Below are 24,634 nucleotides of genomic sequence, written 5' to 3'. Positions count from 1 at the left end.
TAGCGCAAATTCCCGAACGAACGTACCAAATGCCGATAACGGGAGCAGCCGGGTGAAATGTTCGGGCTAGTCCGGGCGCAGACACTCGCCATTGACCGGGTTGGCCGGGTCGAGCAGCCAGAGGTAGGCGGGGGCAATGGCCTCGGGCCGTTTCAGGGTGCTGCTGTCCTCGCCGGGAAAGACCCGCTTGCGCAAGGCGGTCAGCGTGGGGCCGGGGTCGATCCGGTTGACCCGGAGGCGGCTGTTCTCCAGTTCCTGCGCCCAGATGCGCGCCAGGCTGTCCAGCCCGGCCTTGCCGGCGCCATAGGCTCCCCAGAAGGCACGGCCCTCGGTGCCCACGCTGTCCACGGTGAAGATCACGCGTCCGCTGTCCGACGCCTCCAGCAGCCCGAACAGGGCCTGGGTGAGCAGGAAGGGGGCGTTCAGGTTGACTTGCATGACCTTCATCCAGTCTTCGGCCTCGTGGTCCTTGAGGCGTGACAGGTAGGGCAGCATGGCAGCGCAGTGCACCAGTCCGTCCAGGCGTCCGAGCTGGCTCTCGATGGTCTGCGCCAGCTGGTCGTAGTCGGCGGGCGTGGCGCCCTCTAGGTTGATGGGGTAGATGGCAGGCTGGGGGCCGCCGGTCTGTTCGATCTCGTCGTACACCGCTTCGAGTTTCTTCACCGTCTTGCCCGCGAGCACCACGGTGGCGCCGTGCGTGGCGCAGGCCAGGGAGACGGCACGGCCGATGCCGTCGCCCGCGCCGGTCACCAGGACGACACGGTCGCGCAGCAGGTTGGGGGCGGGTTGGTAGTCGGCGGGATACGACATGATACGGCGGCTCCAGGTAGGGAAAGGCAGGGATTCTACCGCAAGGCAGTGATTTCAGGGTTGGTGCGAAGCTCGCCAGGCGTCCCACAGCAGGCCCAGCGGCGAGGGATGCAGCAGGCGGTCGGTGGGGAAGTCATGGCGCCGCAACAGGCGGGCCGTTCGCCGGTGCTGTGCCAGCAGGGCACGCAGCGGGTAGTCGAGGGCGGCCTCCCGGTCCAGCCCGTCTTCGGCCGCTTGCAACAGCGAAATACCGGGTGTGCCGAGCCTCCGGTCTTGCAGCAGCTGCTCGATGCCGGGGATGGCGAACTCGTGGGGCAGGGTGCGGTGATGGCGTTGCAGATCCTCGCCCAGGCGTTGCAGGCGTGCCACGGTGCCCAGGTAGCAGCCGAGTGCCTCGATTGCCGGTGTCTCCTTGGTGGAGCCCGCGAGCAGGTACAGACGGCTGGCCTGTTCGTCACGGCATTGCCGGTGAAAGTCCTCGAGGTTGTCAGGGGCCCGCTGCATGATGCGTTGCTCGGTGGCGTCGAGGGCGCGCAGCATCAGGGGGCGGCAGTCGCTGCTCCGCGTCCACGGCGCCAGCACCCGGGACAGCGGATGCTGCACCTCGCCGTGCGCAAGGCGTTCGATCTCTTCGCGCCACCAGTCGAGCTTGAGTCGGGTCACCCCCGGATCGCTGGCGCGGCGCACCATGTTCTCCAGCAGGTCGAACCAGGCCAGCCAGGCGGCGAGGTGGTTGCGCTCATCCGCGCGGGCGAAGCGGACCAGGTAATAGGCTGCCGATCCCGGTGGTGTGGCGGCGTTGGGAAAGTGCCAGTCTGCGTTCACGTCGTCTCCGACTGTTCGAGCAGTTCGAGCAGGGCGCGCGGATGGTCGATGTCGAGCACGCTGCCCCAGTTCTCGACCGGATCGTCCGGGTGCAGATAGCCGAAGGTCGCGCCGATGGGCAGGCACCCGGCTGCGCGCGCGGCCTGCATGTCACGGCCCGCGTCGCCGACAAACCAGCAATGTTCCGGCGGCACGGCGAGCAGCTTGCAGGCATGCAGGATCGGCAGGGGATGGGGTTTGCGCTCGGGGCAGGTGTCGCCACTGACGATGGCCGGGGTGCGCTGGTCCAGTCCCAGCGCCCGCATCAGCGGATCGGTCAGCCACGAGGGCTTGTTGGTCACCACCCCCCAGGCGATACCGCGCTGTTCGAGCGTCTCCAGTACCGTTTCCATGCCGTCGAAAAGGCGGGTCTCGCGGTACAGGTTGTCCTGGTAGACCTGCAACAGGTGCTGGCGGCGTTCCTCGAAGCCGGGTTCCTCCGGCGCCATGCCGAAGCCCAGCTGGATCAGGGCGATGCCGCCGTGCGACACCACCGGGCGGATCTGTGCGAACGGCAGTGGCGGACGTCCGTAGTGGCGCAATGTCTCGTTGAGGGCATGCGCCAGGTCCGGTGCGGTGTCGGCGAGCGTGCCGTCGAGATCGAACAGCACGGCCGCGGGAAGGGGCAATGGGTTCACGGTGCTTACCTGATCGGTCGCGGGGCGGGGATCATGTTACCGTAGCCTTACCCTGTCAATTCGGGTGGCCGGACTTGATTCGCGTTTCGTCAGGCCGCATCTGCGTGGCAGGAAACGCTGGCAACCGGAGAGGCAACATGAAGGAACTGAAACCCCCGCACGATCCTGTCGAGGCCGTGGGGCAGGTCTATGAAAGGCTGTTCGAGGCCGTGGCCGAGGAATGGAAACAGATCGGCGATCGTACCGAGCCCGTGCTGCACGATCTGGTGGGCAAGGCGCGCGACAAGTTGTTCGCGGCCGAGGAGATTACCGGGGAGCAGGGACAGAAACTGGCCGAGTACCTGGAGCGCGATCTGCGCGACATGGGAAGGCACCTGGCCGAGACGGGTCGCGACCTGAAGGACTGGCTGGGGTTCGAGACCGCGCTGCTGGAAGACTGGCTCGCCGGCCTGCTGTTGCAGGCGGCCGATCGTACCGAGGTCGAGTGGCTCAAGCTCAAGATGGAAGCGGCCACCGAGCGTCCGACCTATCGCACCGGCGAGGTGGCCCTGCCGGGCACTTTCGAATGCATGAAGTGTGGCGAACGGCTGCGTCTGCACAAGGCGGGACACATTCCCCCCTGTCCCAAGTGCCAGGCCACCGAATTCCAGCGTGTCGCCGTCGATTGACGCCCACACCGCGGCTGACGCGCAGGCACAGCATCTGCCGTGCAGAAGGCCCTGATCCGCCTGACCGTGCTGGGCGCGGTCACCGGCCTGCTGGCCGGTGGCGTGGTGCTTGCCTTTCGCTGGCTGATCGAGACCAGCCAGCGTGCCTTTCTTCCCGACGGCCGGCTGGGTAACTACGAGGCCCTGCCCGACGGCGTGATGCTCGCCTTGCCGCTGCTCGGCGGGCTGGTGCTGGGCATGGTGTTCGAGCGCCTGCCGCCGCACCTGCGCTCGGTCGGTATCGTGCATGCCATCCAGCAATTGCGGCACACCGGCCGGGCCGACCTGCCACTGGGCAATGCGGTGGTGCAGTTCCTGGCCGGCAGTTTCGCCATCGTCTGCGGACACTCGGTGGACCGGGAGGGACCGGGCGTGCATCTGGGGGCGGCCACCGGCAGCTGGGTGGGGGCGCGTTCCGACGAGGCCGACAGCTTTACCCTGACCGTGTGCGGCGCGGCGGCCGCGATCGCAGCGGCCTTCACACGCCGCTGGCCGGCATCGTGTTCGTGATCGAGGTGCTGGGCGTGCGTTACCGTGTCGATCGCTTCATCCCGGTGATGACCGCCTCGGTGATCGGCGCCATCATCGCCCAGCTCGCCTATGGGGCGACGCCGACCTTTCATCTTGCCGCCGGTCTGCAGATGGCCGCCTTCGAGGAGATCCTGCTGCTGGCGGCCTTGGGTACGTTCAGCGGCCTGGTCGCCGTGGTCTTCATCCTGTTCACGGAATGGAGCTGGCGCCTCGGCGGGCATCTGCGTCCGGCGCTGGGGTTTGCGCTGGCCGGCCTGGCGACGGGGCTGATCGGCCTGTGGGTGCCGCAGGTGCCGGGCATCAGTTACGACTCCCTGGATGCGATTCTCAACGATCACCTGGGCATGGCCGTGCTGCTTACGCTGATCGTGGGCAAGTTGCTGGCCACCGCCATCGCGGTCGGGCTGCGCGTGCCCGGCGGCCTGATCGGCCCCTCGCTGGTGATCGGTGGCGCGCTGGGTGCCGTGGTCGGCGCGCTGGTGCAATCCATCGGCTTTCCCACCGGGCCGGTCGCCTTCTACGCGGTGATCGGCATGCTCACCATGATGAGCGCGGTGCTGCGCGCGCCGCTGGCCTCCCTGATGGCGTTGCTGGAGCTCACCGGCAATCCGAACATCATCTTTCCGGGAATGGTCGCGGTGGTCTTCGCCGATGTGCTGGCACGGCAGGTGCTGGGGCGTGAATCCATCTTCGAACACGTGCGGCGGCTGGCGGAGGTCCGAACCGGGGAAGGCGCGCGCTACGAGGCCAGGGAAGATTGAGCCGCCGGCTTTCGAGGGAAGTGCTGAAAAAGTGCGGTTTCTCCTTCCCCGCCAGCGGGGAGGGATCTGCTCAGGCGTCCCTGCGACAGGCCATCAGGTAGTTCACATCCACGTCCCGGGCTTCCAGCCGATAGACCCCGGTGAACGGGTTGTAGGTCATGCCGCAGAGGTCTTCCACCGCCAGGCCCGCGTCCCGCGCCCAGTGGGCCAGCTCCGAGGGACGAATGAACCGGGCATAGTCGTGGGTGCCCCGAGGCAGCAGGCGCAGCAGGTACTCGGCCCCGACGATGGCGAACAGGTAGCTCTTGGGATTGCGGTTGATGGTCGAGAAACACACCGTCCCACCGGGTTTCACCAGGTCGTGACAGGCGCGCACCACCGAGGCCGGGTCGGGGACATGCTCGAGCATCTCCATGCAGGTGACCAGATCGAAACTGCCGGGCTGTTCGGCAGCCAGTTCTTCCACCGGGATGCGCCGGTAGTCCACCTCCAGGTTCGATTCGAGCAGGTGCAGCCGCGCCACCTCCAGCGGCGCCTCGCCCATGTCGATGCCGGTCACCTCGGCCCCGCGTTCGGCCATGGCCTCGGAGAGGATGCCGCCGCCGCAACCCACGTCGAGCACGCGCTTGCCGGCCAGTCCCCCGGCATGCTCCTCGATGTAGCCCAGGCGCAGGGGATTGATGTCGTGCAGCGGCTTGAACTCGCTGTTGGGGTCCCACCAGCGGTTGGCGAGCTCCTCGAACTTGCGGACTTCGGCTTGATCGACGTTGGCGGCCTGGGGCATGGGGTTCTCCGGGGTCGTGCCTCGGGTGCCATTCTACGGGGTATGGCGCCTGGGTGTCAGCGTTTCAGGTCGGCGGCGTCGCCTTCTCGAATACGTTCGCCCCAACGGGCGGCGTTACGCACGATCTCGGGGAGGTCCAGGCAGTTCACCCGGCCGTTGGAGACCAGTCGCCGCCCGGCGACCCACACGTCGCTGACCTGTTCGCGTCCGGCGGCATAGACGATCTGCGAGATCGGGTCGTACACCGGCTGGGTCTGTGGCTGGCCCAGGTCGATGGCGGCGATGTCCGCGGCCTTGCCTGCGACCAGCGAGCCGATCTCCTCGCCCAGCCCAAGGGCCCGGGCACCGCCCAGGGTGGCCATGTGCAGGACTTGCCGCGCGGGCAGGGCGCTGGGGTCGCCGGACACGCCCTTGCCGAGCAGGGCAGCGGTGCGCATCTCGCCGAGCAGGTCCAGGTCGTTGTTGCTGGCCGCGCCATCGGTGCCCAGTGCCACGTTCACCCCGGCCTCGAGCAGGCGTGCCACCGGGCAGAAGCCCGAGGCCAGCTTGAGGTTGGACTCGGGACAGTGCACCACGTTGACCCCGGCGCGCGCTACTGTCTCGATCTCGGCGTCCTCGAGCTGGGTCATGTGCACCGCCACCAGTGAGGGGCCGAGCAGCCCCAGCTCCTGCAGGCGTGCCAGCGGGCGCTTGCCGTGCTGCGCCAGGCCCTGTTGCACCTCGTCGGCGGTCTCGTGGACGTGCATGTGCACGGGCAGATCCAGCTCGGCGTCCAGCACGCGCATGCGCTCCAGTGGCCCGTCGGAGACCGAGTAGGGGGCGTGCGGGGCGAACGCGGTGCGCACCAGCGGCTCGTTGCGGAAGCGGTCGTGGACCTCGACGGCGCGCGCCAGGTGGCCCTCTGCGTCTTCCGCCCAGGCGGAAGGGAAGTCGATGAGGATCAGGCCGATCACCGCGCGCATGCCGGTGGCCGCTGCCACCTGCCCGGTGACGTCGGGAAAGAAGTACATGTCGTTGAAGCAGGTGGTGCCGCCACGCAGCATCTCGGCGATCGCCAGGCGGGTGCCGTCGGCCACGAACTCCTCGTGCACCCAGCGCTGCTCGGCCGGCCAGATGTGCTGCTGCAACCAGTCCATCAGCGGCAGGTCGTCGGCCAGGCCGCGGAACAGGCTCATGGCCGCATGCGTATGGGCATTGACCAGGCCGGGGATCAGGGCGTGGCGCGGCAGGTCCACGGTGCGCTGGGCGCGGAACTGCTCGCGCGCCTCGGCCGTGGGCAGAATGGCATGGATGCGGCCCGCCTCGATGGCGATGCTGTGGTGTTCGAGTACCTGGCCCTCGGGTTCGACCGGGATCACCCAGCGGGCGTTGATCAGCGATTCGACTTGCACCTTGTGGCTCCCCAGATTGAAAGGCAGACGATTCTAGCCCGAACAGGTCACCGGCCGAACAATACTCTTTCCCTAAGTGGCTGAATGAACGAACTGGGAAGGCGTTATCCCCAGCCGCTCCAGTGGACTGGTGCCCCTGTTGCACCGTCAGCATGACAGGCAACCGTTTCTGCCGCTTGGCGTGGGCGAACGGACCAAGCTCCAGGGGGCGGTCGAGAATTTGCTTGAAGTAGAAGGCGCAGGCATTCAGCGCCTGATTCTGCGTGTTTGCCGATACATTGCGTCGAACCACCAGCGCCTCGGTGTCTTCAGATGGGCGAGGTAGCCCCTCCAAAACCTGCGGATCGATTCCTGTTCGTCGTCGGCATCCATGCCATCGCCCTCCCTGTCACTGTTCTCTTACTCCGACTCGATAGAGAACTAAGGTAGAACGTACAATCGCCATTGTCCAGACGTGATAGCCCGCAGCCGTCTATCACGACGGAGGCAGCATCCGTGTTTGTTGCGCCTTGGAAAAGGGCGGGTGCCTCTTGGTGCCCCAAGTCACAGGATGTGGTGGGAATCCCCTGGTCGGGGAGGGGAATTGCGTTCGGGTCGGCTCTGGGCTAGCCTCGGGGTGGCGTTCCGGCGTCAAATCTGCCTCGATCTGTCGGCATCAGGCCGGGTTTGCCGCTGAATCGACGTTGATAATGGCAGTGGCTGCCTGTCCAAAAAGTCCATCGATACCGAGCTAGTGGAGAATGATGGTGACTGGAATCATCGGGACAAGGCGAACAGGGTTGACGCCCAAGGGCGGCCTGACAGGCCAGGGCAGCGCCGCCATAAGCCGATTCCGCCTATCACGGTGGAGCGGGATTCGGCTTATCACGATGGACCAAGATTCAGTTCAACACGACTGTTAGGGATTACAAAATGCTCTCATCCCACAAATGGGAAATAGGCGTATCCGCTGGCGGGTATTATCCAAGCCTTACACAAGAGTTTTGGGGTAATGACATCAGTCTTGCTTATGAAGATGACCATCTGGGCATGCAGTTTTATGCCTTCTCATACCATATCGATGAACTCGATGATCCCGAGCATGTAGCTTGTCGCCTATTCAGCCTACAGCTACTACTGAACGGAGCACTGAGAGTCGCCTGGAATGAAAATTTTCCGGTTCCAGTCAAATTCACGCATTTCGCATTATGCGAGGGTGGCAGGCAATATTCGGTGCACGCCTCAAATATTGAAAACAATCCTTTTAGTCAAAACGCCGATATAGATAGGTTCGAGCATAGCTCCACACCTGCCAAAGGAAGGCTTTCGTCACACATACTTAATCTTTGTAAAAAAGATGAGGTATTGCGGTCTTTAATATTTCAAGTCGGACTAATTTCTCTAAACTCGTCCTTGGAAACAATTATGACATGGGGAACGCTGTATAAGATTTATGACAGCGTGAGATACCACTCAAAGAAAAATGCCTACGATTTTTCGAAGATGGGCGATCCCAATCGAATTAATCAGTTTACGGCCGCGTGTAATAGCTCACTACTTCTCGGAGTATTTGCATGCCATGGCGATATGGGATGGGGTCAACCTGCAGCGGCCATAACTGATATCAACGAAGCTACAAGCCTAATTATCGATCTCGCCCAAAAGTTCTGTGTGGCATACATTAATGCGCAGCATCCCTAACAAGGCCGTAAACAAGGACGCATTTTTCGTTCGCTGCGCTCACTACAAATGCGCCTGTTACGGCTGGCGTTATGACTATGAGAGATAGTATGTTCTGCACCCACTGTGGCTCCGAGACCAATCAAGAAGAAATTGTATCTCATGAAAAGTGGTACCCGCGAGCAGGCTTTATTAAAAGTGAGAAAGATGGGCTAGCTGATAAGGAGGCTTATACTGTCTATCAGCTTACTGAACGTGTAATGCGCTGCAAAGGATGTGACCGCTTTCATATTTTCTACACAGAAAGAACTCCAGCGAATCCGGAAGACCACGTCGTGAGCTATCAGGTTCCGCGGCCTATGGATCGGCGCCAGCCGGAGTGGATGCGTCACGTGAACATAGATTATTTGCCCTTACTTGGCGAGATATTCCACAACTACAACAATGAAAACTATATCTCTTTCTCTATTGCCTGCAGAACACTTGTAGATATGTTTCTGACAGATTTACTAGGTGACATCGGAGGCTTTGAAAGGAAGGTCAAGGTTTGTGTTGAAAAGGGAAATGTAACGGCAGCTCAGGCAAGTATTTTGGAATTTCTTATTGAGGCTGGCCATGCATCTGCACATCGAGGTTTTTCTCCGACGAGGGAGATTTCAGAGGCTGTCTTAGATACATTGGAGTTCTTGCTGCGTGAAAGAGTGGTATCTAAGAAGGCCGCGAAGTATGGGCCAAAAATACCGACTAGGAGAGGGTCATAGCAAGCCAATTCACACGGAGCCAGCCACGTTACGCAATATTTGTGGCGTCGCTTTGCTCTTTTGCCGCAAATATTGCCCTACTGCGCCGGGCCGGTGACTGGGCACGTTATGCGCAGAAAATCGGACACTGAATGAAGTTTGAGCTAATCAGCAACAAAGAAAAGGCATCACGAGCGCCATCCAAAGGGATGGTCGGTACGTTTTTGATGCCTGTATAGGCTCGACTGTTTGCTATCAGCAACCGATCTATGAACAACCTTTATCCAATATTCAATCCGCAATTCATGATCGAAATACGCTGCTAAAATTAAAAGAAAAATTTTATAAAATCGAAAGCAATGGAGGTTATTTGTATCAATACTATCCGGCGGTTGAATATTACAAAATTGCATATAGGATGATTCGTGATAATATACATACTATTAGGCTGTCATTGGATGAAATTGGGGTTTCAAAAAAAGCAATAGGTTTAATTCATAAAGAAAAAAAGAAAGGTTGCCTGGTGGGCAAGCCAAGTTGTCCTTCGACAAAGAAATTTACCAGTTACGTGCCAGTATTTTTACTTTTGTTTTTTCAGTGCGCGCAACCCTAGATACAATAGCTGGTCTGTTTCAAACAATTTATGGTCCGAGAATCGGGCAGCACACAAGTTTTAATGGCCTAATGAGGTACGTAATAAGCGAAAAATGCGTGGTAAAAGATCCAGTATTAACTGATTATCTTGTTAATAATATGGAATGGTTTGTTTTGCTAAAGGATGTGCGAGACTACTTGGCCCACTTTGGGGCTGTGAATTTTTCAATAAAAGAAAGTGAGTCGGGAGCTTTGTCAATTGAAATATTTAGAGGTATTGAGATTGACGCTTTTGTGAGTACAGTTCACACTGGGTTTCAAGATCTACTGAGCTTCTTAGATATTCACTGTGCCAATGTCGTTAAGCGCATAACAATGCCATAAACGCGGACCACTAAACCTCCCCCGAAAAAGTAGACACCTTCGACTAACCTTGGGGAGGTGGAAAATGGCAAGAATCAAGGGGCCGAGGAAGGTCCGTCAGTACAGTGAGGATTTCAAGGCGACAGCGGTGAGGCTGAGTTACCTTCCGGGTGTGAAGGTGAAGGATGTGGCGGAAGAATTGGACATCCACCCCTTCATGTTGTCACGATGGCGCAAGGAGATGCGGGAGGGCAAGCTGGAGGGGGCAATGAAGAAGCTGGTCGACCCGAAGGCTGCCGCCGAGTTGAAGCGGCTGAGGCAACTCGAACGGGATTATGCAAGACTCAAGGAGGAGCATGAAATCCTAAAAAAGGCCATCCGGTTCTGTTCCGAACGAAAGGCGAAATCTTCGCGTTCATAGAGCAGAAGCGGGACGAACTGAGCGTCAGCGCCATGTGCCGGGTATATGGAGTGACCCGCGCCGGGTACTACGCCTGGCGCCGGCGTGGTGAATGCGCCCGCCGGCGGGAGGATGATCGGTTGCTCAAGAAGATCGAGACGCTACACCGGGAGAGCGGCAACACCTATGGAAGCCCTCGAGTGCATGTCAGCCTCAAGCGACACGGTGTGGCCGTCTCGGAGAAGCGTGTAGCGCGACTGATGAGAGAAAATGGCCTGCGGGCACGGTCGAGCAACCTTTACCAGGCGCACCCGGCAAACCACGCCTTCTTTCGCGCCATCCCCAACCGGAGCCTGGGCGTGATGATCGACGGGCCCAACCAGGTATGGGTGGGAGACATCACCTACCTCAAGGTGGGTCGTCAGTGGCGCTACCTGGCTACCGTGATGGACAAGTACAGCCGGCAGATCATCGGCTGGTGCCTGGGGCGGACCAAGGGGGTTCGCCTGACCTTGTTGGCGCTGAACCGGGCGGTGGCGGGGCGAAGACCGAAGGGGGCCGTCATTTTCCACTCTGACCGCGGTATCGAGTACGCGGCGCATGCGTTCCGCGATCGGCTCAAGGGGCTGGGCTATATTCAGAGCATGAACCGGCCATGCAAGATGACCGACAACGCCCACATGGAATCATTTTTTCACAGCTTCAAGTCGGATGCCTACCACGGCTTGTCCTTCAGTAGCGAGCAGCAGTTGCGGCGACAGATAGCGAGGTATATCGCGTTCTACAATGAAGAGCGGCTGCATTCGTCGCTGGGATACCAGAGCCCAAAGGCATTTGAACTAGGAGTGGCAGCGTGATTAGGTGTCAACTTTATCGGGGGAAGATTCCGCAAACTCCGCTGCGCTTCGTTTGCGCCGCACAGCTTGGTCGTTAGGTTTGATACACCCGTCATTTGTACAGTGTTTCACTTTCTGAAAAACTGAAACTCTGGAACGTTTGCGACAGACCAGAGCATAAAAAAGCAGGCCTATTGGCGAAGCTGATAATTCGTTCATGAAGGCACACGTGTTGATTTGTTTATTAAAAGGAAACGGCATGAGTAAATTAACATTGGGAGTCATTGGGACTTCAAAAAAAGAAGATGAGCGACGGCCTCCAATCCATCCAGAGCATTTGCCGCGCATTCCTGAAGACATTCGCCGCCAGCTGATATTTGAAGAGGGTTATGGAGCACTATTCGGTATCGCAGACTCGGAAATTGCTGCTCAGACGGGTGGCATTGCCACACGCCACGATTTATTGGCCGACATTGGCACGGTTATCATTACCAAGCCAGTATTAGCTGATTTACAAGAACTTCGCGAAGGAGGAACACTTTGGGGCTATGTGCATTGTGTACAGCAACGGGATATCACCCAGGCTGCACTCGATCGTAAGCTGACGCTCATTGCCTTTGAGGAAATGTTTGTTTGGACTCCTGACGGTCAGATTGGCCGCCACACGTTCTATAAGAACAACGAAATGGCTGGCTATTGCGCAGTAATACATGCCTTGCAACTCAAAGGTATCGATGGGCATTACGGCAACCAACGCAAAACGATCATTTTCGGTTTCGGTGCCGTCAGCCGTGGGGCGATATACGCCCTCAAGGCGCATGGTTTTAGAGATATCACAATCTGCATTCAGCGCCCCGACCACGAAGTACGTGAAGAGGTACTTGATTGTCACTATGTCCGGATTCGGGCAGGCAATGAGGGCGAGGCACGCATGTTGGTGGTGGAACACGATGGAACTACGCGGCCGTTGACTGATCTGATCAGTGAAGCAGATATCATCATAAACGGAACCTTTCAAGAAACAGAAAATCCCATCCACTTTGTGACCGAAGCGGAAAGTTCATACCTCAAGCCCAACAGCCTGATTATTGATGTCAGTTGCGACGAGGGTATGGGATTCTTTTTTGCCAAACCAACCACATTCAAGAATCCTATGTTTAAATATGAAACCATAGATTACTACGCAGTGGATCATACTCCAAGCTATCTCTGGGAAAGTGCAACGCGATCAATCTCTGCCGCTCTCATTTTTTATTTACCGACTGTGGTGGCGGGCCGTGATGGTTGGCAGCAAAATGAGACTATTCGAAAGGCTATAAATATTGATGGTGGCGTGATTCAGGACCCCTCTATTCTGTCGTTTCAAAAGCGTGAGCCGCACTACCCACACGCCCACATCAATCCGGTTGGAAATGCCGTCTCGAACAAGGTTAATGCCTAACAAGGAAAATCCACTCGGACAGTAATAAAGCGCCGCTTTGCTCTGCTTTTTACTGCCGGTGATTCGCGGCGTTAGTTTTCAAGGTAACATACGCTGCCCGCCAAGGAGAGCGAAGCGAAGGCGGGTAGTCCCCGGTAGCCGCGAGGCGAGACTGTTTACCCGGCGGGCGCGAAACTCGCTGGAGGGGAAACAAAGCGAGCATCCGAACGCGGCGTCAAGCCATTTGTGAGAGTTGTCTCGCGCTGCGAAACAAGGGGGCGTAGCGCAAGACAACGGACGCAGGGCGGCCGGGACCATGATGGCTGTCGAAGGTCGAGTCGATTCTGGAGACTGAACCGCCCCGGATATTCCGGAGACTGTTTTGTTTGAGTCAGGCCGCCTTGGCAGACTCTTTCTGTTGGCGATAATACGCCGCTTCCAACTCCGCCGGTGGCACGTTGCCAATAGGCTCCAGCAGCCGCCGGTGGTTGAACCAGTCCACCCACTCCAAAGTGGCATATTCGACCGCCTCCCTATGCTTCCAGGGGCCTCGCCGGTAGATAACCTCGGCCTTGTACAGACCGTTGATCGTCTCTGCCAGAGCGTTGTCATAGGAGTCCCCTCGGCTACCGACCGAGGCATCAATGCCGGCCCCGGCCAGGCGCTCCGTGTAGCGCACCGACAGGTACTGACAGCCTCGGTCACTGTGGTGCACCAGGCCCTCTGTGTCCTGGCGCGACCATAGCGCCTGCTCCAGCGCATCCAGCACCAGGTCGGTCTTCAGCGACCGGGAGACACGCCAGCCCACGATCCGTCGGGCATAGACGTCCACGACAAACGCCACATAGACAAACCCTGTCCAAGTCGCCACGTAGGTAATGTCCGCCACCCACAACTGATTCGGGCGGGTGGCAGTAAACTGCCGCTTCACCCGGTCCAGTGGTCGTTCCGCCGTCGTGTCGCCGATCGTTGTCCGGCAACGGCGGCCTCACACCACACCCCGCAACCCCATGACACGCATCAGGCGTTCCACCGTGCAGCGGGCTACCTCGATGCCTTCCCGGTTGAGCTGCCGCCATACCTTCCTGGCACCGTACACCTGGAAGTTCTCTTCCCAGATCCGTCGAATCTCGTCTGACAGGGCGCGATCCCGCTGCAATCGCCGCGGCAGTCGCTGTGGATCGGCCTCACGGGCCTTGTGCTCATAGTAGGTGGACGGGGCGATCGGCAGCACCGCGCAGATCGGCTCGACCCCGTAACGATCCCTGTGATCGTCGATGTACGCGATCATCTCTTCAGTTTGCGGTCGAGCTCCGCCTGGGCAAAAAAGCCGACGCCGTCTTCAGAATCTCGTTGGCCCGCCTCAGCTCCCGGTTCTCCCGTTCCAAGGCCTTGAGCCGCTCGCGCTCCGACGTCGTCAGACCCTCACGCAGTCCTTGATCACGCTCGGCCTGTCTCACCCATTTGCGCAGTACAGCCGATCTTGGCCGCGATGGAGGTCATCGCCGCCCATTGGGAATCATGCTCGCCCTGATGATCAAACACCATGCGAACCGCCCGTTCCCGGACCTCAGGGGAATATCTCTTGCTCGTATCCATAGACTCTATCCTCTCAAGAAATGGAGTCTCCGGGAAACCCGGGACGGTTCAGTCATTTCACCTCGATGACCTTGACCCGGCCGTCGATTTGATCTTTTGGCGCATAGCCGATGGCCCCAGGTTGCGATGCAACCTGCTCCAGCATTTCACGCACAGAATATACGGTGCGCGGCGCCTGGCCGGTCCCCGAATAGGTCCGAATATCCCATATCCGGCGCAGTTGCCTTGGGTAGAGTTTCAGAATCCTGCGGGAGAATTCGCGGTGTACCGGGTGGTCGTCCTCGAGGACATAGACGTGTACCGGTTGCCCGTTTTTCCAACGGTTGCGTTTCTGTGAGAACAGCAGGCGGGCGGTGTTGCGACTGAACGTCCGGGCATCTGTTCCGGGATGCGCAATGATCACGACCTCTCCGGCCTGCGTCAGGCCCATCGAAAACAGCAGCAGAATGAACATGGCGGCGAGGAGGGTTCTTCTCTTTCCCTGACCGTGTTTCGGGAAATGGCCGCTATCCGTGCTCATAGAATGCCTGTTGCGTGAGGGAGGCGATCGCCGATTCGGTAGGCTATGGCGGTTACGATATGAGCGCAATCGACCTGCGGCCTCTTTGAATCGGCTTGTCGGCTCACTATTCGGAGCGCTCGGGAAAGTGTTTCGGCATATTTCCTGACAACTTGAGGGGAAACCGCAGGGGGGCGGCGTTTATGCCGCACATCCGGCACGATATCGAACCCCTGCCCACCTGAGGACACATTATGGAACGGCCATATGGACTTATGTGAACGCGATGCCCGTTGCCTTTGGCACCCCTACAGCGCCTGGGGTGCCGACCTGCCGCTGTTCGGCGTGCGCCGTGCCGAGGGGGTGCGGCTGTACCTGGAGGAGGGGCGCGAGTTGATCGACGGCATGGCCTCCTGGTGGTGCGTGATCCACGGTTACAACCACCCGGTACTCAATGCTGCGATCGAGCACCAGTTGCGGGACATGGCGCACGTCATGTTCGGCGGGCTCACCCACGAGCCGGCCGTTGCACTGGCCGAGCGCCTGGTGGCGATCACGCCCGACGGGCTGGATGTGGTGTTCTTCGCCGATTCGGGCTCGGTGGCCATCGAGGCAGCGATGAAGATGGCCATCCAGTACCAGATCGCGCGCGGGCGGCCGGGGCGGCGCTTCCTGGTGCCGCGCGGTGGCTATCACGGCGACACCCTGCACGCCATGTCGGTGTGCGATCCGGTCACCGGCATGCACGGTCTGTTCCGCGAGGTGCTGCCGCAACAGCTGTTCGTGGACCGGCCCGAACCGGCCTTTGGCCAGCCCTGCGAGGCGCATCACCTGGCCGCGCTCGAGGCGGCCTTTGCCGAGCATGCCGACTCGCTGGCCGGGGTGATCCTCGAGCCCATCGTGCAGGGTGCTGGCGGCATGCGCTTCTACTCGGCCGACTGGCTGCGCGCGGTGCGCGCCTTGTGCGACCGCCACGATATTCCGCTGATCGCCGACGAAATCGCCACCGGCTTCGGGCGTAGCGGGCATCTGTTCGCCTGCGAGCACGCCGGCGTGACGCCGGACATCCTCGCCCTGGGCAAGGCGTTGACGGGGGGCTACATGACCCTGGCGGCCCTGCTGACTACCCCGAAGATCGCCGGCACCATCGCCGGAGGCGAGCCGGGGCTGTTCATGCACGGCCCCACCTTCATGGCCAATCCACTGGCCTGCGCGGTGGCGCGCGCGAGCATCGACTTGTTGCTCGAGTCGCCCTGGCAGGCGCGGGTCGACGCCATCGAGGACGGTCTGCGCCGCGGGCTCGCGCCCTGCGCCGCGTTGCCCCACGTCGCCGAGGTGCGCGTACTGGGGGCCATCGGTGTGGTCGAACTCACCGATCCGGTGGACATGAAGACGGTCCAGCCGCGCTTCGTGGAACACGGCGTCTGGGTGCGTCCCTTCGGGCGCCTGGTCTACCTGATGCCCCCGTATGTGATCGACGAGGAGGACCTGGCGCGGCTGTGTGGCGCAGTGGTCGAGGTGGTCGGCGAGCTGACGGTCCACGGTGGGCGCTGCGTTCCGCGGAACGCTTCTATATAATTGCCGGCCGATCCAGCGCCGGGCCCCGGCGCCTTTTCGTTTCATCGAGGAAGGAACATGCCTGTCATCACGTTGCCCGACGGTTCCCAGCGCGCCTATGACCACCCGGTGACGGTCGCCGAGGTGGCCGCTGATATCGGTCCGGGGCTGGCCAAGGCCGCACTCGCCGGCAAGCTCGACGGCGAACTGGTGGATCTCTCGCGTACCATCGACCGTGATGCCGATCTGGCGATCGTCACCGCGCGCGACGAGGAGGCGCTGGAGTTGATCCGCCACGATGCGGCGCACGTGATGGCGCAGGCGGTGCAGGAGCTCTATCCGGGCACCCAGGTGACCATCGGCCCGGCGATCGAGGACGGCTTCTACTACGACTTCGCGCGCGAGGAGCCCTTCACGCCCGAGGATCTGCAGAAGATCGAGGATCGCATGCGCGAGATCGTCGGCCGCGACCTGCCCATCGAGCGCGAGGTCTGGGACCGCGAGGAGGCGAAGAAGGTCTTCAGCGAGATCGGCGAGCACTACAAGGTCGAGATCATCGACGCCATCCCCGAGGGCGAGGAGATCTCGGTCTACCGTCAGGGCGACTGGTTCGACGTCTGCCGTGGTCCGCATCTGCCCAGCACCGGCAAGCTGCCCAAGGCCTTCAAGCTGATGAAGCTGGCCGGCGCCTACTGGCGGGGGGACGCGAACAACGCCATGCTGCAACGCATCTACGGCACGGCGTGGCGCGACAAGAAGGAGCTCAAGGCCTATCTCAAGCGCCTGGAAGAGGCCGAGAAGCGCGATCACCGACGCATCGGCCGCCAGCTCGACCTGTTCCACACCCAGGAAGAGGCGCCGGGCATGGTGTTCTGGCACGACAAGGGCTGGCGCATCTATCTCACGATCGAGAACTACATCCGCGAGAAATTGCGTGCGCATGGCTACCAGGAGGTGCACACCCCGCAGGTGATCGATCGCAGCCTGTGGGAGAAGTCGGGCCACTGGGACAAGTTCGGCGACATGATCTTCACCACGCACTCGGAAAATCGCGACTACGCGATCAAGCCGATGAACTGCCCGGCACACATTCAGATCTTCAACCAGGGGCTCAAGAGCTACCGTGACCTGCCGCTGCGTCTGGCCGAATTCGGTTCCTGCCACCGCAACGAGCCCTCGGGCACCCTGCATGGGTTGATGCGGGTGCGCAACTTCGTGCAGGACGATGCGCACATCTTCTGCACCGAAGAGCAGATCCTGCCCGAGGTGCTGGCCTTCATCGACCTGCTGTTCGAGGTCTATCGCGACTTCGGCTTCGAGGATGTGCAGATCAAGCTGTCCACGCGCCCCGAGCAGCGTGTGGGGTCGGACGAACTGTGGGACAAGGCCGAGCAGGCGCTCGAGGACGCGCTGAACGAACGTGGCGTGGACTGGGAACTGCAGCCGGGCGAGGGGGCCTTCTATGGGCCCAAGATCGAATTCGCCCTGCGCGACTGCCTGGGTCGGGTCTGGCAACTGGGTACCATCCAGCTCGACTTCTCCATGCCCGAGCGCCTGGGCGCGACCTATGTCGCCGAGGACAACAGCAAGAAGACGCCGGTGATGCTGCACCGCGCCATCCTGGGCTCGCTGGAGCGCTTCATCGGCATCCTCATCGAGCACTATGCCGGTGCGCTGCCGCTGTGGCTGGCGCCGGTGCAGGCGGTGGTGATGAACATCACCGACCGCCAGGCGCCGTTCGTCGGCGAAGTCGCGCAATTCCTGCAGGATCGCGGCATTCGCGTGGAAACGGACTTGAGAAACGAGAAGATCGGTTTTAAAATTCGCGAGCATACCTTGCAGAAGGTGCCCTACCTCTTGGTGGTGGGGGACCGTGAAGTGGAGGGCCGCAGCGTCGCGGTGCGAACCCGTGACGGCAAGGATCTGGGGGTCATGCCCCTCGACGACCTTGCCGGGCATCTCGAGCAGGAGATCGCCCAGCGGTCCTGACCAGCTGCCCGATCAGCAAGCATGCCCCAAGGCATGCCCTGTTGTCGGGCGGTTTTGTTTTTTGGAGGAATCAGGACATCGCAAAACAAGAAAAGCGCAATCGTCTGAACGGAGACATCACCGCCCCCGAGGTCAGGCTCATCGGCGCAGATGGGGAACAGATCGGGATCGTCAGCCTCGAGGAGGCCCAGCGTATCGCCGACGGCGCCGGGCTCGATCTGGTGGAGATCGTTCCCAACGCCGAGCCGCCTGTCTGCCGCATCATGGACTATGGCAAGTTCGTGTTCGAGCAGAAGAAACAGCGGCAGGAGGCGCGCAAGAAGCAGAAACAGGTCCAGGTCAAGGAGGTCAAGTTCCGGCCCGGAACCGACATCGGCGACTACAAGGTCAAGCTGCGCAACCTCAGGCGGTTTCTCGAAAACGGCGACAAGTGCAAGGTGACCATGCGTTTTCGTGGTCGCGAGCATGCCCACCGCGAGCTTGGGCTGGAGATGCTCCAGCGCGTCGAGCGTGACCTGGCCGACATCTCCCAGGTGGAGCAGCGACCGATCATGGAAGGGCGCCAGATGGTGATGGTGCTCAGTCCGCTGAAGAAGTGATACCGAATCCGGCGGCATCGCCGCCACGGGTGGCCGGGCCCAAGGCATTGCCTGGGTCACCCTGAGCCTGGGTCACCCTGAAGCAACCTCGATACAGGAGACAGCAAAATGCCCAAGATCAAGACCCTCCGGGGTGCAGCCAAGCGCTTCCGTGTCACCGCCGGTGGCATCAAGCGCAACCAGTCGCACCGCCGTCACATCCTGACGAAGAAATCCACCAAGCGTAAGCGTCACCTGCGCGCGCCGTCCATGTTGCACAAGAACGACGTGGCCGCGGCCCGCCGCATGATCCCCTACGCCTGACCGGAGGACTGACCCATGCCAAGAGTGAAACGCGGCGTTACCGCACACGCCAAGCACAAGAAGGTTCTCAAGCAGGCCAAAGGCTACTACGGTGCCCGCCGCAAGGTGTTCCGGGTTGCCAGGCAGGCCGTCATCAAGGCCGGCCAGTACGCCTATCGCGACCGCAAGGTCAAGAAGCGCCAGTTCCGCGCGCTGTGGATCCAGCGTATCAATGCGGCGGCGCGCATGAACGGCTTGTCCTACAGCCGCATGATCGACGGCCTGAACAAGGCCGGTATCGCCATCGATCGCAAGATGCTGGCCGATATCGCGGTACACGACATGCCCGCCTTCAGCCAACTCGCCGAGAAGGCCAAGGCGGCCCTCGCAGGCTGATCGTCACCGGCATGTCCGACTGCCGGTCTGGAGAGGGGGAAGTCGTCTGGCTTCCCCCTTTTCGGTGAAAGCTCCAACCGTATTCGAGAAAGCCATGGCAACAGAACTGGAACAGCTGCTGGACGAGGCGCAGGCCTCGGTGGAGGCCGCGGCCGACCTGCGTGCGCTCGACGAGGTGAGGGTGCGCTACCTGGGCAAGAGCGGGGTGTTTACCGGGCAGCTCAAGCAGCTCGGCAAGCTCCCCAAGGAAGAGCGCCCTGCGGCCGGGCAGGCGATCAACCGTGCCAAGCAGGCCCTGCAACAGGCCATCGAGGCGCGCCGCCAGGCCCTGGAGGCCGTCGCGCTGGCCGAGCGCCTGGCCGCCGAGCGCATCGACGTCACCCTGCCGGGGCGTGGCCCGGGGCGGGGCGGTCTGCACCCGGTGACGCGCACCATGCGGCGCATCCAGGAGATCTTTGGCGGTGCCGGTTTCCAGGTGGCGGAAGGTCCCGAGATCGAGGACGACTTCCGCAACTTCGAGGCGCTCAACATCCCTGCCCATCACCCGGCGCGGGCCATGCACGACACCTTCTATTTCGACGATGGCCTGCTGCTGCGTACCCATACCTCGCCGGTGCAGATCCGGGTGATGAAGGGCGCCGAGCCGCCGCTCAAGGTGATTGCACCGGGGCGCGTCTATCGCTGCGACTCCGACCTGACCCACACGCCCATGTTTCATCAGGTCGAGGGTTTCATGGTGGACGAGCAGGTCACCTTTGCCGATTTGAAGGGCATTCTCATTGCCTTCCTGCACGCCTTCTTCGAGCGCGAGGATCTGGACGTACGTTTCCGCCCGTCCTATTTCCCCTTCACCGAGCCTTCGGCGGAGGTGGATATCCAGTGCGTGATGTGCAGCGGGGAAGGTTGCCGGGTGTGTTCCGGCACTGGCTGGCTGGAGGTGCTGGGCTGCGGCATGATCCACCCCGAGGTGATGGGCCATGTCGGCATCGACAGCGAACGCTACACCGGTTACGCCTTTGGCATGGGGGTGGAGCGCCTGGCCATGTTGCGCTACGGCGTCAACGACCTGCGGCTGTTCTTCGAGAACGACCTGCGCTTCCTGCGGCAGTTTGCCTGAACAGAAAAACCACGAAGTTCACGAAGCACACGAAGGACAGCAGGGCGATGTGAGGTGAACGCTACTGTGCGCGGAAGGGTGACGGGAAGACCAGCGACCGGGCTCTCGACCTTCTTCGTACCCTTTGTGCGCTTTGTGGTGAAGATTGACATGCAAGTCTCAAGGACCAGTTAACGATGCGATTCAGCGAAGCCTGGTTGCGTGAATGGGTGAATCCCGATATCTCCACCGCCGAGCTGGCCGATCAGCTCAGCATGGCCGGCCTGGAGGTGGATTCGGTGGAGCCGGCCGCGCCGGCGTTCAGTGGCGTGGTGGTCGGCCACGTGCTCTCTTGCGAGAAGCACCCCGATGCCGACAAGCTCAGCGTCTGTCGGGTGGACGTGGACGGCGATGAGCCCCTGCAGATCGTGTGCGGCGCACGCAACGTGGCGGCCGGGCAGAAGGTGCCCGTGGCCACGGTGGGCGCGCGCCTGCCGGGTGATTTCAAGATCAAGAAGTCGAAACTGCGCGGTGTCCTGTCGCAGGGCATGATCTGCTCGGCGGCCGAACTGGGACTGGCGGAATCGTCCGACGGCGTCATGGTACTGGCGGAAGACGCCCCGGTGGGCAAGGATTTCCGTGCCTGGCTGGATCTGGACGATGCCTGCATCGACGTGGACCTGACGCCGGATCGCGGCGACTGCCTGAGCGTGGCCGGCATTGCGCGCGAGGTAGCGGTGCTCAACCGGGCGCCGCTGCGCGGCGAGGTCATCGAGCCGGTCAATCCCGATCTCACCGACACCTTCCCGGTGACGGTGGAAACCCCCGAGGCCTGCCCCCGCTATGTCTGCCGGGTGATCCGTGGCATCGATCCCGCTGCGCAGACCCCGCTGTGGATGGTCGAGCGCTTGCGCCGCAGCGGCGTGCGCGCCATCTCCCCGGTGGTGGATGTCACCAACTACGTGATGCTCGAACTCGGCCAGCCCATGCACGGGTTCGATCTGGATCGGCTGCAAGGCGGGGTTACCGTGCGCATGGCGCAGGATGGCGAGGCGCTGACCTTGCTCGACGGTAGCGAGGTGACCCTGCGCGACGACACCCTGGTGATCGCCGACAGCAAGGGGCCGCTGGCCCTGGCCGGCATCATGGGCGGTGAGGACAGCGGGGTGAGCGGCGATACCCGCAACGTGTTGCTGGAGGCCGCCTTCTTCGCGCCGCTGGCGATCGCCGGCAAGGCGCGCAGCTATGGTCTGCATACCGATTCGTCACACCGTTTCGAGCGCGGCGTCGATCCCGAGCTCCCGGTGCGCGCCATGGAATATGCCACCGCGCTGCTGCTCGAGATCGCCGGCGGCCAGGCCGGGCCGGTCAGCGAGACGGTGAGTGAGGCGCAGCTGCCAGTGCGGCGACCCGTCCGCCTGCGCCGTGCGCGTATCCCGCGCATCCTGGGTATCGAACTGGCCGACGCCGAGGTGAAGGACATCCTCGAGCGCCTGGGCATGCAGGTGCGGGGCGTCGACGAGGGCTGGGAGGTGACGCCGCCGGGCAGCCGTTTCGATATCGCCATCGAGGTGGACCTGATCGAGGAGCTGGGGCGTATTCACGGCTATGCCAACATCCCGGCCAGTCTGCACGCAGCGCCGGTCACCATTGCCGCGCAGCCCGAGGCGGCCTTCCGTCTCGACCGCGCGCGTGACACCCTGGTCGACCGGGACTATCACGAGGTCATCACCTACAGCTTCATCAGCCCGGAGATGGCCGAGCAGGTCGCCCCGGACATCGCCCCGGTGCGCTTGAGCAATCCCATCTCCGCCGACATGTCGGTGATGCGTGCCAGCCTGTGGCCCGGACTGCTGGCTGCGGCACGACACAACCTGGCGCGCCAGCAGGAACGGGTGCGAATCTTCGAATCGGGCCTCACCTTCGAGCGCATCGCCGGTGAGATCGCACAGCGCCCGCGCCTCGGCGGACTGATCTGCGGCCCGGTGGTCGACACCCAGTGGGGGCAGGCCGCGCGCAAGGCCGATTTCTTCGATCTCAAGGGCGACCTGGAGGCCGTGCTCACCCAGGTCGCGCCGGCGCAAGACTTCGGTTTTGTGGCAGCCGAGCATCCGGCCCTTCACCCGGGGCAGACCGCGCGGGTGCTCTATCACGGGCAGGCCATCGGCTGGATCGGGGCGGTGCATCCGCAGCTGCAGCAGCGGCTGGACCTGCCGGCGACCTATGTCTTCGAGGTTTCGCTCGAAGAGCTGGCTGAAGGGCGCCTGCCGGCCTTCGCGCCCTTGTCCAAGTACCCGGCCATTCGCCGCGACTTTGCCATCGTGGTGGCGCGCGAGACGAGCTGGGACCAGGTACACGAGGTGGCGCGCAGGGCGGCGCCTGAAATTGTGCGCGAGATCCAGTTGTTTGACGTCTATACTGGCGAGAATGTAGATTCCGATCGAAAAAGTCTCGCTTTGAGCTTGATTTTACAGGATTCTTCGCACACTCTTACTGAACAGGAAGTCGAACGTGCCGGCCAGGCCGTGCTGGAGGCGCTGGCCGGGGAATTGTCCGCTACGTTGAGAGACTAGGTTATCGTTATGGCATTGACCAAGGCCGACATGGCTGAACATCTGTTCGAGGAGCTCGGGCTGAACAAGCGCGAGGCCAAGGAAATGGTGGAGATGTTCTTCGAGGAGATTCGCCAGGCCCTGGAGGACGGGCGCCAGGTGAAGTTGTCGGGCTTCGGAAACTTCGACCTGCGAGAAAAACGCCAGCGGCCCGGGCGCAACCCCAAGACCGGCGAGGAGATCCCCATTTCCGCGCGCCGTGTGGTCACCTTCCGGCCCGGCCAGAAGCTCAAGGCCCGGGTCGAGGCCTATACCCAGCAGCAGGCTGCGGCGGCCGAGCAGCGGACCGGTTGAGGTAGCAGCTCATGCTCGACCCCGAGAGCAGCAATCTGGAACTGCCGCCGATCCCCGGCAAGCGGTATTTCACCATCGGTGAGGTGGCCGAGCTGTGCCAGGTCAAGCCGCACGTGCTGCGGTACTGGGAGCAGGAGTTCCCCCAGCTCAAGCCGGTCAAGCGGCGCGGCAACCGGCGCTATTACCAGCGCCACGACGTCGAGCTGATCCGCCAGATCCGCAGCCTGCTCTACGAGCAGGGCTTCACCATCGGCGGGGCGCGCCAGCGTCTGGAAGAGGGTGACGGCGAGAGCGGCAAGGCCAAGGGGGCCGATCCGCAACTGGTCCGCGAGTTGCGCGAGGAGCTCGAGGCCATCCTGCAATTGCTCGAGGCCTGATCGGGCCGTTTTCAAATTGACAAACGCCGCATGCCCCTCTAGCATGCGCGTCTCGTTTTCGGAGCGTAGCGCAGCCTGGTAGCGCACCACAATGGGGTTGTGGGGGTCGGGAGTTCGAATCTCCCCGCTCCGACCAGTATCGATCTGCCCTCCCGCCCACGGAGGGTCTTGCAGGGCCCCGCTCGTCGGGGCCTTTGTGTGTCCGCCCGTCGCGATGCCTCATGCCCGAAGGTCCCGAGATCAAGCGTACTGCCGATCGCCTGGCCGATGTCCTTGCCGGCCAGCACTTGCAACAGGTTCGCTTTGCGGTGCCGGGTCTGCAGGGTTGGGAGGACCGGCTCGCAGGCGCCCGGGTACTGTCGGTGATGGCGCGCGGCAAGGCGCTGCTCACCCGTTTCGACAATGGCATGACGCTCTATACCCATAATCAGCTCTATGGCCGCTGGGAAGTGGTGGAGGGCAGGGTGCTGCCATCGTCCCGCCGCCGGCTGCGCCTGATGCTGGGGACCCACCGTCATCTGGCCTTGCTCTATAGCGCCACCGAGATCGAGATGCTCGATGAGGAAGCCGTCGGCGCGCACCCTTACCTGTCGCGTCTGGGGCCGGAACTGCTCGATCCGGGCGTTGATGCTTCACAGGTGAAGGCGTGCCTGCTGCAGCACCCGCGACGCGCCCTGGCCGGGCTGTTGCAGGATCAGTCGGTGCTCGCGGGGATCGGCAACTACCTCTGTTGCGAGATTCTGCACGTGGCGGGCCTGCATCCGCGTCGGCGGGTGGCCGATCTGGCACCCGATCAGTGAACCGCCCCGGATATTCCGGAGACTGTTTTGTTTGAG

The 24,634-nt window shown here is 61.8% G+C and carries 23 protein-coding genes, 1 tRNA gene, 3 pseudogenes and 1 other annotated feature; of the genes and pseudogenes, 19 read left to right on the top strand and 8 right to left on the bottom strand.

Going from position 1 to position 24,634, the window contains the following annotated elements; all coding sequences use genetic code 11:
* Window positions 1-66: 66 nt before the first annotated feature.
* The 3 genes from EBS_RS06850 to gph are packed head-to-tail and all read right to left on the bottom strand — an operon-like array spanning window position 67 to window position 2,312.
* Window positions 67-810: a YciK family oxidoreductase gene (locus tag EBS_RS06850; protein ID WP_043107948.1), complete on the bottom strand. Its 744-nt coding sequence runs from the start codon at window positions 808-810 to the stop codon at window positions 67-69.
* Between the two features lie 54 nt (window positions 811-864).
* Complete coding sequence (locus tag EBS_RS12935) at window positions 865-1,635, bottom strand: squalene/phytoene synthase family protein (RefSeq protein ID WP_052199376.1); 771 nt, start codon at window positions 1,633-1,635, stop codon at window positions 865-867.
* The gene (gene gph, locus EBS_RS06840) at window positions 1,632-2,312 is read right to left on the bottom strand and encodes a phosphoglycolate phosphatase (RefSeq protein ID WP_231892776.1); all 681 of its coding nucleotides are present in this window, start codon (window positions 2,310-2,312) and stop codon (window positions 1,632-1,634) included. The genes EBS_RS12935 and gph overlap by 4 nt, the downstream gene beginning before the upstream one ends.
* Window positions 2,313-2,449: 137 nt before the next feature.
* On the opposite strand from gph, the gene EBS_RS06835 reads away from it, so the two are divergent.
* Together EBS_RS06835 and EBS_RS12925 are read left to right on the top strand one after the other, a co-directional pair.
* Window positions 2,450-2,980 (top strand): zinc ribbon-containing protein, encoded by a 531-nt coding sequence (locus tag EBS_RS06835; protein ID WP_043107945.1) that lies wholly within the window; start codon window positions 2,450-2,452, stop codon window positions 2,978-2,980.
* A gap of 198 nt (window positions 2,981-3,178) precedes the next feature.
* A pseudogene (locus EBS_RS12925) lies at window positions 3,179-4,311 on the top strand (chloride channel protein).
* 70 nt (window positions 4,312-4,381) lie between these two features.
* Here EBS_RS12925 and ubiG read toward each other — a convergent pair.
* From ubiG to EBS_RS14970, 3 genes and pseudogenes are all read right to left on the bottom strand, one after another.
* Window positions 4,382-5,095, bottom strand: a complete 714-nt coding sequence (gene ubiG, locus EBS_RS06825) for a bifunctional 2-polyprenyl-6-hydroxyphenol methylase/3-demethylubiquinol 3-O-methyltransferase UbiG (RefSeq protein ID WP_043107944.1) — start codon at window positions 5,093-5,095, stop codon at window positions 4,382-4,384.
* 56 nt (window positions 5,096-5,151) lie between these two features.
* A complete protein-coding gene (locus EBS_RS06820) occupies window positions 5,152-6,486 on the bottom strand; it encodes a TRZ/ATZ family hydrolase (protein WP_043107943.1) in 1,335 nt (444 codons plus the stop codon).
* A gap of 214 nt (window positions 6,487-6,700) precedes the next feature.
* Window positions 6,701-6,778 (bottom strand): annotated as a pseudogene (locus EBS_RS14970) (hypothetical protein); the annotation flags it as partial.
* Window positions 6,779-7,398: 620 nt separating this feature from the next.
* On the opposite strand from EBS_RS14970, the gene EBS_RS14000 reads away from it, so the two are divergent.
* The 6 genes from EBS_RS14000 (at window position 7,399) to EBS_RS13620 (ending at window position 12,519) form a co-directional block, all read left to right on the top strand.
* Window positions 7,399-8,166, top strand: coding sequence for a hypothetical protein (locus EBS_RS14000; protein ID WP_148307687.1), 768 nt, complete (start codon window positions 7,399-7,401; stop codon window positions 8,164-8,166).
* Window positions 8,167-8,537: 371 nt separating this feature from the next.
* Window positions 8,538-8,906, top strand: coding sequence for a DUF4145 domain-containing protein (locus EBS_RS14260; RefSeq protein ID WP_171816203.1), 369 nt, complete (start codon window positions 8,538-8,540; stop codon window positions 8,904-8,906).
* 516 nt (window positions 8,907-9,422) lie between these two features.
* Window positions 9,423-9,863, top strand: coding sequence for a hypothetical protein (locus EBS_RS13990; protein ID WP_148307685.1), 441 nt, complete (start codon window positions 9,423-9,425; stop codon window positions 9,861-9,863).
* Between the two features lie 64 nt (window positions 9,864-9,927).
* Window positions 9,928-10,263 carry a transposase gene (locus tag EBS_RS06810; RefSeq protein ID WP_043107941.1) on the top strand — a complete coding sequence of 112 codons (336 nt, stop codon included), beginning with the start codon at window positions 9,928-9,930 and terminating at the stop codon, window positions 10,261-10,263.
* Window positions 10,227-11,099 carry an IS3 family transposase gene (locus tag EBS_RS06805; protein ID WP_148307684.1) on the top strand — a complete coding sequence of 291 codons (873 nt, stop codon included), beginning with the start codon at window positions 10,227-10,229 and terminating at the stop codon, window positions 11,097-11,099. The genes EBS_RS06810 and EBS_RS06805 overlap by 37 nt, the downstream gene beginning before the upstream one ends.
* A gap of 238 nt (window positions 11,100-11,337) precedes the next feature.
* Window positions 11,338-12,519 (top strand): N(5)-(carboxyethyl)ornithine synthase, encoded by a 1,182-nt coding sequence (locus EBS_RS13620; RefSeq protein ID WP_081999862.1) that lies wholly within the window; start codon window positions 11,338-11,340, stop codon window positions 12,517-12,519.
* 370 nt (window positions 12,520-12,889) lie between these two features.
* On the opposite strand, the pseudogene EBS_RS13615 reads toward EBS_RS13620, so the two are convergent.
* Both EBS_RS13615 and EBS_RS06785 read right to left on the bottom strand, forming a co-directional pair.
* A pseudogene (locus tag EBS_RS13615) lies at window positions 12,890-14,097 on the bottom strand (IS3 family transposase).
* Window positions 13,715-13,831, bottom strand: a sequence feature (AL1L pseudoknot). Its footprint overlaps the pseudogene before it by 117 nt.
* A 52-nt stretch (window positions 14,098-14,149) precedes the next feature.
* Window positions 14,150-14,617, bottom strand: coding sequence for a type 2 periplasmic-binding domain-containing protein (locus EBS_RS06785; protein WP_148307683.1), 468 nt, complete (start codon window positions 14,615-14,617; stop codon window positions 14,150-14,152).
* Window positions 14,618-14,863: 246 nt separating this feature from the next.
* On the opposite strand from EBS_RS06785, the gene bioA reads away from it, so the two are divergent.
* From bioA to EBS_RS06730, 11 genes are all read left to right on the top strand, one after another.
* Window positions 14,864-16,174, top strand: a complete 1,311-nt coding sequence (gene bioA, locus EBS_RS06780) for an adenosylmethionine--8-amino-7-oxononanoate transaminase (protein WP_043107937.1) — start codon at window positions 14,864-14,866, stop codon at window positions 16,172-16,174.
* Between the two features lie 57 nt (window positions 16,175-16,231).
* Window positions 16,232-18,142, top strand: coding sequence for a threonine--tRNA ligase (thrS, locus tag EBS_RS06775; RefSeq protein WP_043107936.1), 1,911 nt, complete (start codon window positions 16,232-16,234; stop codon window positions 18,140-18,142).
* A gap of 77 nt (window positions 18,143-18,219) precedes the next feature.
* Window positions 18,220-18,741: a translation initiation factor IF-3 gene (gene infC, locus EBS_RS06770; RefSeq protein ID WP_043109387.1), complete on the top strand. Its 522-nt coding sequence runs from the start codon at window positions 18,220-18,222 to the stop codon at window positions 18,739-18,741.
* Window positions 18,742-18,849: 108 nt separating this feature from the next.
* Window positions 18,850-19,044: a 50S ribosomal protein L35 gene (gene rpmI / locus EBS_RS06765; protein WP_043107935.1), complete on the top strand. Its 195-nt coding sequence runs from the start codon at window positions 18,850-18,852 to the stop codon at window positions 19,042-19,044.
* A gap of 15 nt (window positions 19,045-19,059) precedes the next feature.
* Window positions 19,060-19,419, top strand: a complete 360-nt coding sequence (gene rplT, locus EBS_RS06760; protein ID WP_043107934.1) for a 50S ribosomal protein L20 — start codon at window positions 19,060-19,062, stop codon at window positions 19,417-19,419.
* Window positions 19,420-19,513: 94 nt separating this feature from the next.
* Complete coding sequence (gene pheS, locus EBS_RS06755) at window positions 19,514-20,536, top strand: phenylalanine--tRNA ligase subunit alpha (protein ID WP_043107932.1); 1,023 nt, start codon at window positions 19,514-19,516, stop codon at window positions 20,534-20,536.
* Between the two features lie 176 nt (window positions 20,537-20,712).
* Window positions 20,713-23,088: a phenylalanine--tRNA ligase subunit beta gene (gene pheT / locus EBS_RS06750; RefSeq protein WP_043107930.1), complete on the top strand. Its 2,376-nt coding sequence runs from the start codon at window positions 20,713-20,715 to the stop codon at window positions 23,086-23,088.
* A gap of 9 nt (window positions 23,089-23,097) precedes the next feature.
* On the top strand, window positions 23,098-23,421 hold the full coding sequence (gene ihfA, locus EBS_RS06745) for an integration host factor subunit alpha (protein ID WP_043107929.1): 324 nt from the start codon (window positions 23,098-23,100) through the stop codon (window positions 23,419-23,421).
* A gap of 11 nt (window positions 23,422-23,432) precedes the next feature.
* Entirely contained in the window at window positions 23,433-23,798 is a 366-nt protein-coding gene (locus EBS_RS06740; RefSeq protein ID WP_043107927.1) for a MerR family transcriptional regulator, read from the top strand.
* Between the two features lie 59 nt (window positions 23,799-23,857).
* Window positions 23,858-23,934, top strand: a tRNA-Pro gene (locus EBS_RS06735).
* Window positions 23,935-24,019: 85 nt separating this feature from the next.
* Window positions 24,020-24,598 (top strand): DNA-formamidopyrimidine glycosylase family protein, encoded by a 579-nt coding sequence (locus EBS_RS06730; protein WP_052199372.1) that lies wholly within the window; start codon window positions 24,020-24,022, stop codon window positions 24,596-24,598.
* Window positions 24,599-24,634 lie beyond the last annotated feature (36 nt).

Source organism: endosymbiont of unidentified scaly snail isolate Monju (assembly GCF_000801295.1).
Taxonomy (GTDB): domain Bacteria; phylum Pseudomonadota; class Gammaproteobacteria; order Chromatiales; family Chromatiaceae; genus MONJU.
Note: the sequence above shows the minus strand (reverse complement) of the source record. Positions and strands in the feature narration are given on the sequence as shown.

What these genes read in the sequence shown, in the direction of transcription:
- EBS_RS14000 (WP_148307687.1), top strand. Translation starts at nt 7,399, where the DNA reads ATGCTCTCATCCCACAAATGGGAAATAGGCGTATCCGCTGGCGGGTAT.
- ubiG (WP_043107944.1), bottom strand. Translation starts at nt 5,095, where the DNA reads ATGCCCCAGGCCGCCAACGTCGATCAAGCCGAAGTCCGCAAGTTCGAG.
- pheT (WP_043107930.1), top strand. Translation starts at nt 20,713, where the DNA reads ATGCGATTCAGCGAAGCCTGGTTGCGTGAATGGGTGAATCCCGATATC.
- EBS_RS06740 (WP_043107927.1), top strand. Translation starts at nt 23,433, where the DNA reads ATGCTCGACCCCGAGAGCAGCAATCTGGAACTGCCGCCGATCCCCGGC.
- rpmI (WP_043107935.1), top strand. Translation starts at nt 18,850, where the DNA reads ATGCCCAAGATCAAGACCCTCCGGGGTGCAGCCAAGCGCTTCCGTGTC.
- EBS_RS06835 (WP_043107945.1), top strand. Translation starts at nt 2,450, where the DNA reads ATGAAGGAACTGAAACCCCCGCACGATCCTGTCGAGGCCGTGGGGCAG.
- rplT (WP_043107934.1), top strand. Translation starts at nt 19,060, where the DNA reads ATGCCAAGAGTGAAACGCGGCGTTACCGCACACGCCAAGCACAAGAAG.
- bioA (WP_043107937.1), top strand. Translation starts at nt 14,864, where the DNA reads ATGGACTTATGTGAACGCGATGCCCGTTGCCTTTGGCACCCCTACAGC.
- EBS_RS06850 (WP_043107948.1), bottom strand. Translation starts at nt 810, where the DNA reads ATGTCGTATCCCGCCGACTACCAACCCGCCCCCAACCTGCTGCGCGAC.
- pheS (WP_043107932.1), top strand. Translation starts at nt 19,514, where the DNA reads ATGGCAACAGAACTGGAACAGCTGCTGGACGAGGCGCAGGCCTCGGTG.
- thrS (WP_043107936.1), top strand. Translation starts at nt 16,232, where the DNA reads ATGCCTGTCATCACGTTGCCCGACGGTTCCCAGCGCGCCTATGACCAC.
- ihfA (WP_043107929.1), top strand. Translation starts at nt 23,098, where the DNA reads ATGGCATTGACCAAGGCCGACATGGCTGAACATCTGTTCGAGGAGCTC.
- EBS_RS06810 (WP_043107941.1), top strand. Translation starts at nt 9,928, where the DNA reads ATGGCAAGAATCAAGGGGCCGAGGAAGGTCCGTCAGTACAGTGAGGAT.
- EBS_RS06730 (WP_052199372.1), top strand. Translation starts at nt 24,020, where the DNA reads ATGCCCGAAGGTCCCGAGATCAAGCGTACTGCCGATCGCCTGGCCGAT.
- EBS_RS13620 (WP_081999862.1), top strand. Translation starts at nt 11,338, where the DNA reads ATGAGTAAATTAACATTGGGAGTCATTGGGACTTCAAAAAAAGAAGAT.
- EBS_RS06785 (WP_148307683.1), bottom strand. Translation starts at nt 14,617, where the DNA reads ATGAGCACGGATAGCGGCCATTTCCCGAAACACGGTCAGGGAAAGAGA.